The organism is Chitinophagales bacterium, from assembly GCA_019694975.1.
Taxonomy (GTDB): Bacteria; Bacteroidota; Bacteroidia; order Chitinophagales; family UBA10324; genus JACCZZ01.
Window position 1 is genome coordinate 251,355 of the sequence record JAIBAY010000002.1, and the last position, 16,528, is coordinate 267,882.

Sequence of the window (16,528 nt, forward strand, 5' to 3'; positions counted from 1 at the left end):
CAATTATTGAACGAAAACTGATGTTGGTCGTAAATTCCGGAGTATTCAAATAAAATACAATAAGTGTGGAAAAACGTAACCTATTATCCTTTTTTTCCGTAACGGTATCAAACACCTTTATCGATGGCTGAAGTCTACCCTGTTATCCCCAAGGAAGAACTGCCCCATGTAATCTTCCTGAAAAAAGAAGTGCTTGAATGCCCTGAAAAGATAAAAGCCCGTGCAGAAAAACTCAACCGGGCGGTTTTACAGGGGCGATGTTTTTATCAGAAAGCGGATTTGTTAATCGCTACCGAAGACGGCCTGATTATGGTACATGCCAACGTTTGGGAAGCAACCGACCTCAATGTGTTACTGATGGGCGGCATAGCTATTCCAGTTTGCTGTATCAGGGAAGTAAATGTTGAATCGGTTAACTGAGTAACATAGTGGGTTAACGGCTATTGGTAATGCCGGCCGCCCGGCAATGGGCTCTGTTAATAAAATAACAGGCGAGCATCTTCCATAAAAGACGCCCGAGCTGAGCCTTACGATGTAGCTCTAAAATTTCGTCCAGTCTATTACCACCCTGAAGCAAGCACATCAGCAATATGCATTGTTTTAATAGACGCATTATGCTTTTTGATGTAACCCTCCACGTGCATCAGGCAGGAAGTATCAGTCGCTATAATATATTCAGCGCCACTTGACAGTGCATTGGTCATCTTTTGTTCTGCCATGGCGGCTGAGATATCCGGGAACTTAACGGCAAAGGTGCCCCCGAAACCACAGCATGTTTCCGCATGTTCCATCTCGCGCAGTTCAAGGCCCTTCACATTGGCGAGCAAGGTGCGCGGCTCCGACTTTATCCCACATTCGCGAAGAGCGCCACAGGAATCATGGAAGGTGGCAATACCGTTAAGCGTGGCGCCGAGATCCGTCACATTCATCACCTTTACCAGGAACTCTGTAAACTCGTATGTGTTTTTTTGAAGTTGCTTACATTCATTATGCAAAGCGGAATTGTCGAACAGGTCGGAGTAAAAATTACGGACAAATCCTACGCAACTGCCGCTGGGCGCCACTACATAGTTATAATCGGAAAAATCGTGGATAAATTTCTCGCATACCGTTCGTGATTCATTCCAGAAACCGGCATTGAAAGCGGGTTGACCGCAGCAGGTCTGCGATGGATTGTAATGCACATCACAGCCCACCTTCTCCAGCACCTTAACCATATTAAACGCGGTTTGTGGATACAACTGATCCATAAAGCAGGGTATGAATAAACTGACTTTCACGATGTTCCTTTGAAATTCGCGGCTAAAGTAGGCATATCAGCTGTTTATTTATCATCCGGCAAACCTGAATTATGCACGTATGGCCAATGAGTTGTTAGGTTACTGAAGCAGCATAATGATTCTTCACAGTACATACAGACGCTTTCATTTCCCGCGTGCTTAATAAATTTCGATGTGCTGCTTCGGCCTGTAAAAATTTATCTTAGCATTATCATCAATAAACCAATCCGCCGATTCCAGGTTAGCCGATGCTGTGCATTCCTTTTCTACTCACAACCTTTTTATTTTTGCACGCCCTCTTTGCAAACACTGCGGATAGTACTATGTCACCACCTTCCGGTTCTTTTATCGAAATACAACATTACAGCAAGGGACAATATGCCGAAGTTAACGGGCTGCAGATGTACTATGAAATTCACGGGGAAGGATATCCGCTTGTGCTGATTCATGGCGGGGGTTCCACCATCAATACCTCTTTCGGAAGAATCATTCCGCAACTCGCAACATCTCATAAAGTGATTGCCGTGGAGATGCAGGCACATGGGCATACAGCCGACATCAACCGGCCTTTGTCGTTCAGACAGGATGCAGATGATATAGCGGCATTGCTGCATCATCTGCAGATTGGGAAAGCTGACATCTTCGGATTCAGTAACGGAGCAAGCACTACGCTTGAGTTTGCCATCAGGCATCCTGATATGACGAATAAAATTGTCGTTGCCTCCACCTTCTATAAAAAGTCCGGAGCACCGGATTGGTTCTGGGACATGATGAATCATCCGGCATTTGAGGATATGCCACAGGTGTACAAAGATGAATTCCTGAAGATAAACCCGGACACACAGGCACTGCATCGCATGTTTGACAGAGATACAGCGAGAATGCTGTCATTTCCGGAAATACCGGATGAACGGATTGCATCTATCACAGCACCGGCATTGATCATCATTGGCGAGAAAGACGTTGTAACACCTGAACATGCCAGGGAGATGAATCGGTTGATTACCGCTTCAAAACTTTTAATACTGCCCGGTGGTCACGGCGAATACATTGGCGAAATAACTTCACCACAGGTTCCGGTGATTATTGACTCAACGGTAAATATCATACTTGGCTTCCTTGCAGAATGAGCGGTAAAACAGATGACTAATTAAGGCGATTCCCTGCACCGATGCAATTGTGGTAAGGCTGACAACAAGTCTTCCGGATAAAGAGAATTGAATATTTTCGGAATGAAAAAAGAGTAACAGTTGACAATTCATACCCGCTTACCAAGTTGCAGGTAATTTCAAAAAATCAGATTAAGCATGAAAAAAAATAATCATGAAGCTGTAATGAAAAAGACACCTGATAATTTGTATGCACAAACATTCTATCATGGTACAAAAGCCAGCCTGCAGCAGGGTGACCTGATTGAACCCGGTTTTAATTCCAACTATGGCAGCAGGAAGAGAGCTTCATTTATATACCTTACCGCAACCTTAGATGCCGCTACTTGGGGTGCTGAACTTGCACAGGGAGAAGGACGCGGCAGGATTTATATTGTTGAACCAACCGGCCCGATTGAAGATGATCCTAATCTGACCGATAAGAAGTTTCCGGGCAATCCCACCAAATCATACCGCTCGCGACATCCGCTGAAGGTTACCGGTGAAGTTGTTGACTGGAAAGGTCATTCGCCAGAAGCACTCCATGCCATGCAGGAACACCTCCGGCAACTGAAGGAACAAGGAATTGAAGCAATTGAAGATTAAATAAAAGGAGATTGTGCTATGACCAGGCGAAAGAATATACAAAGCATTTCCAGCATTGTGACAACGTGCATGCTATTCCTCTTCTGCATGCAACTGGTGAATTACCCCTTATATGGACAAAGGGTGATTCCGACAACCGATTCTCTAATATTCACCGGACAAGTCCTCCACCCTGTTGCATTCAGGTTAGCTGATCTTGACACTTCCCCCACGAATCATATCAGCTACCTGATCATCTATAACCAATACGGTGAAATAAAAGATACACTGAAAGGTATGAAAGGTATTCCACTGCCAGCATTGCTTGCCGTTGCAAAATACATGTATGATAACCCCATATCCCTCAATTAATTTTACTTTGTATTAATCGCTTCTGATGGTTACAAAGTTGTATTTAGCCGGAATGAAATCTATACTACAAGTATTGGCAACAGCTGTTTTATTCTTACCGAGATGGGAGGAAAAAAACTCATTGACCTTGACCAAAGGATATTATTTATTTCAGCAGCGGATATGAAGTCAGGGAGAAGATATGTCAAAGGTCTTCAAAAAATCGAAGTCAGGCGTGTGGAATGATGCATCCTTTACGTGACTGCATAAAGCTATTCAGCCGGATGTATCATCCTGAGAGTAAATCCACATGCCGTTATTCTTCTGTGGTCACCAACTTTCCAGTAATAAAACAAAAGCTCATCCCGGCTTTCCACCGCTGCAATAAATAAACCATCAACTTAAAAGTATAAATTCCTAAATAAGAATTATTATCTTTACGGAATTATCATTAGTCAGTCAAGATGTATGACAATATCAGGACACTGCTGAAAGAAAACGGACTAAAGGTAACTCCGCAACGTGTTGCAATTTTCGAAGCTATCGTCAGCCTGAACAATCATCCTACCGCAGAAAATATCATTGACTACATCAGGCGCAAGCATCCTAACATTTCTGTGGGCACCGTTTATAAAGTATTGGATTCCCTGGTGGAGAGGCAATTGCTGAAGCGGGTAAAAACTGAAAAAGATATCATGCGTTACGATGCAGTCTTATCTCATCACCATCATTTGTATTGCGCGGAAACAGATCGAATAGAAGATTATGAAGATGACAGGCTGAACGAACTGATCAACGCCTATTTCAAGAAAAACAAGATTAAGAATTTCAGGATACATGACATTAAACTGCAGATCACAGGCAGATTCAACAATCACTAACATAAATCTATCACTATGAGTAACGTACATGAACCTAAGTGCCCGGTAAATCACGGACAGAGCGCGCCGGTAGGCGGCATGGGAACTTCCAATAAAGACTGGTGGCCCAACAGGCTTAACCTCAATATTCTTCGCCAGCATTCATCGCTGTCTGATCCGATGGACAATGATTTCAACTATGCAGAAGAATTTAAGAAGCTGGATTTAAGTGCTGTCAAGAAAGACCTCTTTCAACTGATGACCACTTCCCAGGATTGGTGGCCGGCTGACTATGGCCATTATGGCCCGTTATTCATTCGTATGGCATGGCACAGTGCTGGCACTTACAGAATTGCTGACGGTCGTGGCGGTGCCGGCACCGGCAATCAACGCTTTGCTCCGTTAAACAGCTGGCCTGACAATACCAACCTCGATAAAGCCCGTTTCCTGCTGTGGCCCATCAAACAAAAATATGGCAAACAACTCTCCTGGGCCGATCTCATGATTTTGGCCGGAAACTGCGCGCTGGAGTCGATGGGATTCAAAACTTTTGGATTCGCCGGAGGGCGTGAAGATATCTGGGAACCCGAGCAGGATATTTACTGGGGAAAGGAGACCGAGTGGCTGGGCGACAAACGTTACAGCGGCGACAGGGCGTTGGAAAATCCACTGGCTGCAGTACAGATGGGACTGATCTATGTAAATCCGGAAGGACCGAATGGAAATCCTGATCCCGTGGCTTCCGGCAGGGATATCAGGGAAACTTTTGCCCGCATGGCCATGAACGACGAAGAAACAGTGGCGCTAGTTGCCGGCGGCCATACCTTTGGCAAAGCACACGGCGCCGCAAGCGCAACTAATGTAGGCCGCGAACCTGAAGGCGCCGCCATTGAAGAACAAGGACTGGGCTGGAAAAACAGTTTTGGCTCCGGCAAGGGCGATGACACCATCACGAGCGGTATTGAAGGTGCATGGAAGCCCAACCCTACCACGTGGGACAACGGATATTTTGAAACATTATTTAAATACGACTGGAAGCTGATTAAAAGCCCTGCAGGCGCTCATCAATGGATTCCGACGGATGCATCGGCAGCCACCCTCGTTGTGGATGCGCATGATAAAACGAAACGCCATCCGCCGATGATGACAACGGCAGATATGGCATTGAAGATGGATCCCATTTATGAACCCATTTCCAGGAAATTCAAGGATGATTTCAATGCTTTCGCAGATGCCTTTGCAAGAGCCTGGTTTAAGCTGACGCACAGGGATATGGGTCCGCGTGCCCGTTACCTCGGAACAGAAGTGCCTGCTGAAGTTTTAATATGGCAAGACCCCATTCCGGAAGTTAAGCATGCATTAATCAACGATGCTGACGTGGCCGCATTAAAAGCGAAGCTCATCAATGCAGGACTGACTGTCGCTGAATTGGCAGGAACAGCCTGGGCATCAGCAGCTACCTTCCGTGGTTCTGATAAGCGTGGCGGTGCCAATGGTGCACGCATTCGTTTGGCGCCTCAAAACAGCTGGGAAGTGAATAATCCGGTTCAACTGAAAAAGGTATTGACGAAACTGGAAAGCCTGCAAAAAGAGTTCAACGATACAGCCGGCGGCAATAAAAAAGTTTCCCTCGCAGATCTCATTGTGCTGGGAGGATGCGCAGCAATTGAAAAGGCCGCCAAAGCTGCCGGTTTTGAAATTACAGTTCCTTTCATGGCAGGCCGTGCTGATGCCACTGCTGATCAAACCGACATAGAATCATTCAGGGTATTAGAACCGAAGGCTGATGGTTTCAGGAATTATCAGCAAAGCTCCATCGCTCATATACCAGCAGAAGTTTTGCTGATTGATAAGGCGCAATTGCTGACGCTGACCATTGCGGAAATGACCGTTTTAATCGGCGGCATGCGTGTGCTGTCTGCCAATTATGATGGATCAGACAAAGGCGTTTTCACCGATCGAAAAGAGACACTGACAAACGATTTCTTTGTGAACCTTCTGCATTTGGGCACTGCCTGGAAAGCTGTTTCGCAAACAGGTGATTTGTTTGAAGGAGCTGACCGCACCACCGGGAAAATGAAATGGAGGGCCACACGGACGGACCTCATTTTTGGATCCAATTCAGAATTACGTGCTGTAGCGGAAGTTTATGCCTGTGCCGACAGCAGGGAAAAATTTGTGCATGATTTTGTCGCTGCCTGGAATAAGGTGATGAACCTTGACAGATTCTGAGGTCGGCTGGCTAACAACTGTATTGTAGCATCCTTAAACAGAAAACCGGAAAGAGCCGAGATCTCTTTCCGGTTTTATTATTAATCGCATTTGTATTTCCGCTTACCTGATTGTGATGTGCAATGCAACCTCATATGTCGCTGACAGATTCAGCCAACATACACCCTGATGTGGAAGGTTGAGGGGATTATGCATGTGTTTAATAACTTTACGCTCAGCCATATAAATTAATAGGCAAAAAAGATGCGCCTGTTCATCAATCTTCTGCTGCTCTTAGTGATTGCTGCAACATCCTGCAAAAAAGATACTGCCGGAGAACCTTTGGTGAATACCATAAGCGGCGATTACAAGGGATTGCTGCTCTCAGTAACCTATCAAACATATACAGGAATCACCACTATTGATACTTTGCAAACTGATCTTACTGTTCAATGCACTTATAACAACATTGATTCTCTTTACTTACACTCTTCAGAAGCCATCTTTAATAACAAGGTATTGGCCGAATCAGTTATTGCTGATACCGGCAACGCACACTACGGAGATGATAAGTCATTCTTCAAAGAGCCGTCGCCGGCTGACACCAGATTTTTCTACCTTGGATATAATCAAACAGCAGTAGACAGCATATTTATCAATTCCTATCTGCCTCCATCAGGTTCCTGGAATACACAACTGTATTACTATGGCAGGAAAATGTGAGCCATAACCATTTGCGCTTGCTCCTGCTTCGTTGCCGCTATTCTAAATTCCATCAGCAACTTCAGAATTGATCCTGCTGCTGTTTCCTGTGCAAAGCGAGTTGGTTGTCCCATGTTTATGGTATTGAATTCCGCAGTGTGCATGCCAATATTTGTGCATTGATAATTCACCTAAACATTAACTCATGAAACACTCAATTAAAATTCTTTCCATCACACTGATCATAATTATCAGTGCTGTAAATGCACAGGCACAATGGAGTCTTTCCGGCAATGTACTCACCGGCAATGAGAAACTTGGTTCAACCAACTCCGCAGATGTTAAAATTGTTTCCAATAACAATACACGGATGACTGTTAAATCAAATGGCAAAGTTGGTATTGGCATCACTTCCCCTTCAGCAAGACTGGAAGTCAAATACAACAGCACTACCACCGATCCCACTCTTTTGCTCACTGAATCTGAAAATGACTATTCCAGATTAAACTTCCAGAATAGCACCAACTCAAATTACTGGAGCATCGCCGGCTATACCAATGCATCCAACAGCTTATCCAAACTAAGCTTTAATAATAATGTTATCGGCAACCTCATGACGCTTTCCGGTGACGGCAAGATAAATATTGGAGGCCCCGCCGCCAGCTATACGATGACCAGCATCAATAACAATAACAACAGTGAACAGACGGTGGATATCGGCGGTGGCTACCGGGCACTCAATGTGCATACCCGTGGCGTGGAAACACTTGGGTATGGAGATTCTTCGGCAGTTGCTGCAACATTTACAGCAGATAATTCCAACTCGTACGACAACATCGGATTACAGGTGTATGCCAAGAATGCTTCAAACACTAATGCCTTCTACCCTATCAATACAGGGATGTATTGCAGCGGCGTTAGTAACTACACCGTAAGCTACGGAGGTGTTAACACCGGTATCAACTGCTTTGGCTCCGGCAAAGGCGCTACCAATTACGGGCTTTACGCATCTGCAGATTATGCCAATACGAACTATGCCATATATGGCACTTATTATTCCGGCTCTTCAGGAACGAAGTATGCCGGTTACTTCAACGGCAACATCGGTGGCACAGGCATCTTCTCTTACACTTCAGATGAAAAGCTGAAGAAGGATATTAAACCGGATTACGGATTGATGGAAAAGATCATGCAGCTGAAACCCAGCCATTATTCTTTCAAAACAGATGAATTTGGGGCCATGAATCTCGCAGACGGGCTACACCACGGACTCATCGCACAGCAACTCAACGAGGTCTTTCCGGAACTGGTAAGTGAACAGGTTTTCCCTGAACAATATGACCTGCAGTCACATAAAGTTAAACAAGCGGCGGTTACTTATCTGGGTGTAAACTATATTGAACTGATTCCTATTCTCATCAGTGGCATGCAGGAGCAACAGGAACAGATAAAGTTGCTCACAAATGAAATCGCCGAACTGAAATCCATGTCTTGTAGTTTACCTGCTTCAAAAACTACAACTGAAGCTATAGCTTCAGGATCTTATCTTTTGCAAAATGTACCGAATCCGGTTATGCAGGTGAGCACGATCAATTATGTGATTGCTGCCAATGTGAAGACTGCTTCTATAATTGTAAGAAACATCACAGGTAATGCAGTAAGGTCATTCGATAATCTGGCGGCAGGAGCCGGTTCAGTTTCATTTGCTGCAGGTTCACTGCCTGGCGGAATGTATACCTACACGCTGATGATTAACGGAATGCCGGTTGAAACCAGGAATCTTGTGATAGTCAAGTAACAGTAAACATATTTTATACCCGGTCCCCGTTGCAGGCCTTTTGCCCGCTTCGGGGATTTTTATTTGTGTTAAGGGTTATTAATCCCGGCAACCGGTGAAATTCTTCGCATCATCATTACAAAAATCTGTGGTGCAGAAAACATTGCCTCATAATTAAGTGTTTTATTTGCACACCGGCATCGGAATAATAAGCTCAGTACATTTGAAATTATTAGAGGCAATCTCAAAATACCCGGAGTCATCCTGTCCCTATTAATCGGGTTCAGGATCTCTTTAATTCATTGAAATATGCCGAAATTAATTCGGTATGACAGCATTGATTGCCAATTTTGAGATAGCTTATAGTGAATCACAACTACACTGAAATAGCAAAAGCTGGTAATAGATATTTCTACTTGACACAGTTAACAATCAAAAAAAATTAAAACAGATGCAAACTATCATAGGCGCAGGTGGTGCAATCGGAAAAGACCTTGCCAGGTTCCTCCGTGATTACACCGACAGTATTAAGTTAGTCAGCAGGAATCCGGTCAAAGTCAATGACACCGATATCCTTCAGCCGGCCGATGTCAATGACCCTTCGCAAATTCATGCTGCCATTGCCGGCAGTGAGGTTTGCTATGTAGCATTAGGATTTGCGTATAAGCTGAAAGTATGGAGAGAGAAGTGGCCGGCTTTTATGCATCATGTAATCGAAGCTTGCATCCGTAATCAAACCAGGCTTGTTTTCTTTGATAACGTTTATGCCTTAGATAAAGATCATATCGGCAGGATTACCGAATCATCGCCAATCAATCCAATCAGTAAAAAAGGCGCCGTGCGTGCAGCTGTTGACCGTATGATACTGGAACAGGTAGAGAAAGGAAAGCTACAGGCCATTATTGCAAGGGCGCCTGACTTTTTCGGCCCCTACGATAAGCAAAAGAGCATGATGATGAATACCGTGTATGATAACCTGGTGAAAGGGAAAACCGCGCAGTGGTTCTGCAATGCGGATGTAATACATTCGATGGGTTTCACCCCTGATCTCGCCAGGGGATTTGCAATGCTCGGTAATACTGCAGATGCATATAACCAGGTATGGAACCTGCCGGTTAACAGCGAGGCGCTTACCGGCCGCGAATGGGTGAAATTATTCGCTGCGGAAATGAAAACTTCGGATAAGGTAACAACTGTGCCGCTGTGGATGATAAAACTTCTTGGTGTATTTGTACCCATATTGCGGGAGATGCCGGAAATGATGTACCAGTTTGACCGGCCTTATTTCTTTGATTCGAGCAAGTTTTTAAAGCGTTTTAATTACACACCTGTCAGCAATAAAGAAGCAGTAAGGCAGGCAATAGCTGCATTTAGGCAGCCATCATAAGCTGAATATTCATGCAATTAACAGATGCTTGAAAACTTATGCAGCCAGAGATTTTTCCTTTTTTACATTGTATAGAAAAAGGATTCCGACAATAAAAAAAAGGATGAGTGCCAGCACCGAATTGCGCATATTGCCTGTAATCTCAAGTATCAGCCCGTACACAGCCGTACCAAATACCGTAGCCAGTTTCTCGGTAACATCATAAAAACTGAAAAATGAAGCGGTATCTTTTGTTGGCGGCACAAGTTTAGAATAAGTACTGCGCGACATGGATTGTATCCCTCCCATCACCATGCCAACCATAAATGCGATTCCATAGAACTGATATTCGTTGCTTACCAGATACGCCGCAATGCATATCACAATCCAGATCAGTATGGCAATATTCAGGCTCCTGATGTTTCCATATTGTTTTGAAATCCGCGAAAAAAGGTACGCACCCGCAACCGCCACGAGCTGAATAATGAGCACCGTGACGATCAGTTTTGTCTGATCGAGCTTCAGTTCATCCGTTCCGAATATGGTGGCCAGGTACATCACCGTCTGCACGGCACTGTTGTAAAAGAAAAAAGCGATGAGGAAGCTCTTCAGTGACTTATAATGCCGTAGCTGATACCATACCTTCTGCAGTTCATGGTAACCGCCGAAGAGTGAATTCATTGTCAGCTTTTTTTCCGGTGTTATATCGTCTTCAACAGGAGGAATGTATTTGAATCTTTTCAGGGCATAAAAAGATATCTGCGCAAATCCGGCCCACCATGCTCCGACCATCACAAAAGAAATTCTGGTCGGCAGTGATTCATCGCTAAAACCAAACTGATCGTAAAACATGATCATTATAAGATTAATGATGAGCAACAATACACTGCCTATATAACCCATCGAAAACCCACGTGCGCTCACATGATCCTGATCCTTTTCATCCACAATCTCCTTCAGGAAAGCATTGTAATAAACGATGCTGCCTGCAAAACCCACACTGGCCAATACAAAAAAAGTGATCCCGAAATTCATGTTGGAACCGGTAAACCAAAAGAGGGCAATGCAACTGGCAGCGCCGAGGTAGCAGAAAAACTTCATGAAGGAGAGTTTGTTGCCCCTGAAGTCGGCAATGGAAGAAAGTAACGGTGCAATCAGCGCCACGATGAGAAATGAAACAGACAAAGCATAAGAGTACAATGCGTCGTTCACATACTCACGCCCCAGGAAATTTACCGTGCCATTGTTTATACCATTGGTTACCGTCATATAATAGATAGGAAAGATGGCTGTGGCAATAGTGAGCGAGTAGACTGAATTCGCCCAGTCATACATGGTCCAGCTGCTGATCAGCTTCCTGTCATTGCGTAAGTATACTTTGCTCATAACGGTGTTTGACTTTACACAATATCGCATCTTTTGCGGTGAAATGAAATTGCCGGCATGAACTGAAATGCTGCCACGGCACCATAAACAGGTTTATCCGGAATGAACGGTTATTCTTTAAATAAGTGAAACCAGATTATGCCATTATTTGCGCCTTAACTTTTCCTTCCCAAAATCCACAGGATCAGGGAATGGCGCTTCCTGCATGGTGGAGGTAAATATGTTGTCAATAAAATTCCATTTGCCGTGTTTCCACGAAAACGCATCGTAAGAACCATCCGGCACATAGGTGAATGGCAGATCCTTCGTGGACGGATCCTGTGGAATGAGGTGGTCAAACGTGATCATCTGCAGATCGGCATCGTAGTTCAGGGAAACCTCCGCATCCTTCTTGTATTCGAGCATGAACCTCTTTATGTCATTGCGTTCCGAATGCTTGCCGAAATCAAAAATGGCAGCACCGAAAACAGGTTCCTTTTCTTTGGTAAATGACAAAACCTCCAACACCTTTTTATTGCTTCTCAGGTTGTTACCGTCCCATCCGAAGAGCATAAAGTATTTCTTTCCGTGTCCTTTAACAGTCAGCATCCTGTAATACAAAGCGCCATACCATCGCTCGCTGTTGGTAATGGTATCTTCAGGATGCAGCATGTTATCGGAGTAGTCATATAACGGAAACAGTTTCAATTCCGCATCATCGCGCAATTGAATGGCACCAAAATATCGTTGCTTGCCGGAAGCCAGCGGAAGCTGCCAGTTGAATATCCGGAAAGATTTATCATCCGCTACAAGGATGGAAATCCTCTTCAGTGAATCAAACGGGTAATCAAAGGAGCCCGGCAGCTGCAAGGCATTTACCAGCTTCCTGATGAAACTGTAACAGGCATTTTGCCGGATACCCTGCTCACCGCCGTCGAGTATTATGTCACTCAGCTGTCTTAATGAATCTTCATACTGCATTAAGTGCTGTGTATTTTCAGGCGTGCGTTGTGCCAGTAATGGAGGACTGAATAAAACCGAGAACAGCATCATCAATGCGGTGAAAAAAACAGGTTGCAAGAGATGCCGGATGGGAAAATGATCTGCCTTTCCTTTCCTGTCGGCATTCCTCCCATCGTCAGAATTTTTATACAGCAATTCTCTCAACTCAAATCAGATTAGACAAAAAGAAAACGTTGCAATGCTGCGATTATTGGAAAACATTATTGAACGGCTAAATTAGTAAAAGGTAATGGTCAGCAGTTATTGTCCATGCGCAAACAATCATGGCGGTACTCACTTCCTGCGGTGAATAGCGCTCTAACCCGGAAATATCAGTTTGATTCAGCAGCATACGCCCGGACAATAATTTACGACCTAACCTGTAAAATGAACATGTATAAAATCTGATTGCCGGAAGCCGGTGATACCATTCGGGAGCAGTGGTAATCGATAGTTTACATCCGGACATCAGGAAGAAACGAGTGTTGTACCCGCTTACTTAACTGTCTTTTTCCAATCCCGAAAAAGATAAATCCCCCACAGCACTTCATTGATCTGCAGTGTTGCATAACCAGCATATAACGACCATCCCAAAGTGGTATCATTCAGATGAACGTCTATATAAACCATGGAAAAACAGATACTGGGCAGCAGTGCAAGCAGCTTAAGCCACATGGGATACATTGCACACCAAAACATAAAAATCAGTGCAGGAATCATAGGCATTGCCATGGTCGCCTCCCGCTCAACATTTATCCCTGATTTGCTGAGTGCTGCCAATGAAATACCATGGGCTATACCCAGCAAAATATAGGCTGATGCCGATACATGCTGTCCACGTATTCCGGTGTACCTGCCGGCCATTACGGAAGCAGAGATGGCGAACGCATTTCCGATCTGATAAAGCAGCAGTTGCTCTGTTGATGCAACATTAAACAGGAAACCAATCCAGCCACATAACAGGTTGCAGCAGTATCCGATCAAGATTATTACTACAAGACTCTTATTCTCCCACTCGCTCTTATTCATGTTGCAATCTTTTTCAGTTATAGATAAGCTTCAAGATCAGATCAGAATACTGATTTAGCAGCAGGCCTGTCTTAAAAAATTCAACCGGCAGACCTGTTATTCATTACCTTATCATAAGCATGAAATCCATTCATCACCAGCTATTTACAATCATAGTCAGTGGTTTGAATATGTTTCAGCGTGACACAAAAAGCAGGATCACTGCCCGGGAATCAATTCTTCCATCTTTCAAGTTTGGCAATACCCTTTGCAAAGTAACCTGCAAGAAAACCCGGGAATCCCATTTCCTTCATCTTACCCTTTACGAACTCCTGCATTTTGCCAAGTGTCCAATCAGGGTTTTTAAACTGCCCTTTTTCATAGCAGTAAGCACAATACATTTTGCTGATGGAACCATCGGCATCGGTGCCACCACCGCCCGGAGATTTTTTCAGCGGCATACCGCAACTCTGGCAATTTTTATATGTCTTTTCCATGGTAGTAGTTTTGGTTACTGCAAAATTAAGCGACTATCGGTGATCCTGGTGATATTACGAGCTATCTCAAAACAGGTAATCAATGCAATCATGCCGGATTTATTCCGGCAGCTGTCAAATAATGGAAGATATCCTGATCCAGATTAATCAGGACAGGATAATTTCAGGTATTTTGAGATAGTTTCTATCAAATATAGGAGATTGCAGCTATGCACCAACCTTAATGGCCGGCATTTTCCACGTACCGTTCAAGAATTCTTCCTTAGGCCAGTATAGACGCATCGTAACACTGAAAGCACCGTTTGGTGCGGGCAGCCAGTTAGATACCTTGTCATCCGATGGATTTTCATTTTGAATATAAATAACAAGTGACCCATCAGCATTGTATTTTAAGTTGCTGCGGTCGCCAATTGAATAACGGTTGATTGGATTATCCACTAGTAATTCATGCGGCCCATACATTGTAAGCGACCAGAATGCATTGACAGGAAGGGGTTGCCCTTTTTCAAAATGAAGTGTATGCTTTTTAGATCCATCCAATCTGGCGCAGGGTTGCGTCAGCCACGATACAGGAAACCTATTATGTTATTGAGGGAGCGGATCAAAAGACATCAGTTGCTTTCCTTCCGCATCATGCAATACAAGTTTGCCTTCATACATGGAAAACTTAGCCGTCTTTGTGATGGCTGCTATAAAGTCTGTTTCCATTTTCATGTCGGCGCACATCATGCGGGTTGTGGCAAGATTGCCGAAGGACAAGGCATCCTTCTCTGCAGTAAACCCGCCTGAAAAAGAATTGCAGCCGCTGTTGCCGCTGACGCTCATCTTTTCCGCATCAAAAGCAAGTGTGGGAATACTGCTCCCTTCCTTCGCATAGGCTTTCTGTCCGTTTATGGAAAACAACTGCCATTTGCTTTGCGTCAGCGTGGTCATGGTTTTGGAAAGTTTAGCGGTGGAGGAAGTTCCTGACGGTGTGTTACACGACAGCACCACTGTTATCATGAGCATCAGGAAGGGAGTGAAATTTTTCATATCGCGTTGTTTGAATGAAAGTAAATCTAAAAACTGTTGCACACGGACTAACCAACGTTTTCTATCACGATGGCGCTTGCCCCACCGCCTCCGTTGCAGATGCCGGCCACACCGATCTTCTTTCCCTGCTGTTTCAACGCACTCAGCAATGTAATGGTAATGCGTGCGCCTGAAGTGCCGATAGGATGACCGAGCGCCACAGCACCGCCATAAATATTCACATTCGCCGGATCCAGTTTCATCAATCTGTTATTGACGATAGACACTACTGAAAAAGCTTCATTGATTTCCGCCAGCTCAGCATCTTTCATTTCAAGGCCGGCCATCTTCATGGCTTTAGGCATGGCAACAGATGGTGTGGTGGTAAACCAGGTCGGGTCCTGCGAGGCATCGGCAAAACCCCTGATTTTTGCTTTGGGCTTCAGTCCGAGTTCAGCCGCTTTTTGCGCGCTCATCAAAACAACAGCAGCGGCACCGTCATTGATTTTTGAGGCATTGGCGGCAGTGATGGTACCATCCTTCTGAAAAGCAGGGCGCAAAGAAGGGATCTTATCAAATTTCACTTTCTTCACTTCTTCATCTTCTTTCACCATCACCTTTTCCTTTCCAACTGCTACTTCCACACCGATGATCTCATCATTAAAGGCGCCTGTCTCGTATGCCCTGATCGCACGCTGGTAAGATTCAATCGCGTAATTATCCTGGTCTTCCCGTGTTACCTTATATTCTTTGGCACAAACTTCCCCTGCATTGCCCATAGCGAAATCACTGTACGGATCCCATAATCCGTCGCGGATAATGGCATCAATCACCTGTCCATGGCCATAGCGGTAACCGGTACGTGCTTTCTCCAGATAATACGGCGCATTCGACATACTTTCCATACCGCCTGCCACTACTATATCATTTATTCCCATCATGACAGACTGAGCGCCTAACATAATGGATTTCATACCTGAAGCACATACTTTATTGATGGTGGTGCAGGGAACGGTGGTAGGAATGCCGGCTGCGATAGAAGCCTGTTGTGCCGGTGCCTGTCCGACATTGGCGCTTAACACATTGCCCATGTAAACTTCCTGTACCTGTGCTGCCGTAATGCCGGCCCTTTCCAATGCACCTTTGATGGCTATGGCACCCAGTTGCGGTGCGGTGAGGGAAGAGAGCACACCACCGAGGCTACCGATGGGTGTTCTGGCAACAGACATAATAAAGACTTCATTCATGGCAGGTATAGTTTTATGGTTTGTTAAAAGAATACGGTTGAAAAAGTGTGCAAATTTAAAGGAGATATTGCCGCTAACAAACCAATAAGGCAATTAATTCCCAAAAAAGAATTTGAAT

The 16,528-nt window shown here is 44.6% G+C and carries 17 protein-coding genes; 9 read left to right on the forward strand and 8 right to left on the reverse strand.

What is annotated here, in order from left to right:
- The first annotated feature begins 123 nt into the window (after positions 1–123).
- On the forward strand, positions 124–420 hold the full coding sequence (locus tag K1X61_04260) for a hypothetical protein (GenBank protein ID MBX7107843.1): 297 nt from the start codon (positions 124–126) through the stop codon (positions 418–420).
- A 140-nt stretch (positions 421–560) separates the two neighbouring features.
- On the opposite strand, the gene K1X61_04265 is transcribed toward K1X61_04260, so the two are convergent.
- Entirely contained in the window at positions 561–1,280 is a 720-nt protein-coding gene (locus K1X61_04265; GenBank protein ID MBX7107844.1) for a (Fe-S)-binding protein, read from the reverse strand.
- Between the two features lie 323 nt (positions 1,281–1,603).
- On the opposite strand from K1X61_04265, the gene K1X61_04270 reads away from it, so the two are divergent.
- The 8 genes from K1X61_04270 (at position 1,604) to K1X61_04305 (ending at position 10,301) form a co-directional block, all read left to right on the forward strand.
- Positions 1,604–2,410 (forward strand): alpha/beta hydrolase, encoded by an 807-nt coding sequence (locus tag K1X61_04270; protein ID MBX7107845.1) that lies wholly within the window; start codon positions 1,604–1,606, stop codon positions 2,408–2,410.
- 177 nt (positions 2,411–2,587) lie between these two features.
- Positions 2,588–3,034 (forward strand): NAD(+)--rifampin ADP-ribosyltransferase, encoded by a 447-nt coding sequence (arr, locus tag K1X61_04275; protein MBX7107846.1) that lies wholly within the window; start codon positions 2,588–2,590, stop codon positions 3,032–3,034.
- An 18-nt stretch (positions 3,035–3,052) separates the two neighbouring features.
- A complete protein-coding gene (locus K1X61_04280) occupies positions 3,053–3,385 on the forward strand; it encodes a hypothetical protein (protein MBX7107847.1) in 333 nt (110 codons plus the stop codon).
- A gap of 443 nt (positions 3,386–3,828) precedes the next feature.
- Positions 3,829–4,245: a transcriptional repressor gene (locus tag K1X61_04285; GenBank protein MBX7107848.1), complete on the forward strand. Its 417-nt coding sequence runs from the start codon at positions 3,829–3,831 to the stop codon at positions 4,243–4,245.
- Between the two features lie 15 nt (positions 4,246–4,260).
- The gene (gene katG, locus K1X61_04290) at positions 4,261–6,456 is read left to right on the forward strand and encodes a catalase/peroxidase HPI (GenBank protein ID MBX7107849.1); all 2,196 of its coding nucleotides are present in this window, start codon (positions 4,261–4,263) and stop codon (positions 6,454–6,456) included.
- A gap of 243 nt (positions 6,457–6,699) precedes the next feature.
- Entirely contained in the window at positions 6,700–7,158 is a 459-nt protein-coding gene (locus K1X61_04295; GenBank protein MBX7107850.1) for a hypothetical protein, read from the forward strand.
- A 184-nt stretch (positions 7,159–7,342) separates the two neighbouring features.
- Complete coding sequence (locus tag K1X61_04300) at positions 7,343–8,935, forward strand: tail fiber domain-containing protein (protein ID MBX7107851.1); 1,593 nt, start codon at positions 7,343–7,345, stop codon at positions 8,933–8,935.
- 430 nt (positions 8,936–9,365) lie between these two features.
- On the forward strand, positions 9,366–10,301 hold the full coding sequence (locus K1X61_04305; protein MBX7107852.1) for an NAD-dependent epimerase/dehydratase family protein: 936 nt from the start codon (positions 9,366–9,368) through the stop codon (positions 10,299–10,301).
- A gap of 36 nt (positions 10,302–10,337) precedes the next feature.
- Here K1X61_04305 and K1X61_04310 read toward each other — a convergent pair whose 3' ends face one another.
- From K1X61_04310 to K1X61_04340, 7 genes are all read right to left on the reverse strand, one after another.
- On the reverse strand, positions 10,338–11,666 hold the full coding sequence (locus K1X61_04310; protein ID MBX7107853.1) for an MFS transporter: 1,329 nt from the start codon (positions 11,664–11,666) through the stop codon (positions 10,338–10,340).
- Between the two features lie 144 nt (positions 11,667–11,810).
- Positions 11,811–12,812 (reverse strand): hypothetical protein, encoded by a 1,002-nt coding sequence (locus K1X61_04315; GenBank protein MBX7107854.1) that lies wholly within the window; start codon positions 12,810–12,812, stop codon positions 11,811–11,813.
- 330 nt (positions 12,813–13,142) lie between these two features.
- Positions 13,143–13,676, reverse strand: coding sequence for a hypothetical protein (locus K1X61_04320; protein MBX7107855.1), 534 nt, complete (start codon positions 13,674–13,676; stop codon positions 13,143–13,145).
- 212 nt (positions 13,677–13,888) lie between these two features.
- Complete coding sequence (locus tag K1X61_04325; protein ID MBX7107856.1) at positions 13,889–14,152, reverse strand: zinc ribbon domain-containing protein; 264 nt, start codon at positions 14,150–14,152, stop codon at positions 13,889–13,891.
- 207 nt (positions 14,153–14,359) lie between these two features.
- Entirely contained in the window at positions 14,360–14,692 is a 333-nt protein-coding gene (locus tag K1X61_04330) for a DUF1214 domain-containing protein (GenBank protein MBX7107857.1), read from the reverse strand.
- A gap of 45 nt (positions 14,693–14,737) precedes the next feature.
- Positions 14,738–15,184 carry an META domain-containing protein gene (locus tag K1X61_04335; protein MBX7107858.1) on the reverse strand — a complete coding sequence of 149 codons (447 nt, stop codon included), beginning with the start codon at positions 15,182–15,184 and terminating at the stop codon, positions 14,738–14,740.
- 47 nt (positions 15,185–15,231) lie between these two features.
- Entirely contained in the window at positions 15,232–16,410 is a 1,179-nt protein-coding gene (locus K1X61_04340; GenBank protein ID MBX7107859.1) for an acetyl-CoA C-acyltransferase, read from the reverse strand.
- Between the last annotated feature and the right edge of the window lie 118 nt (positions 16,411–16,528).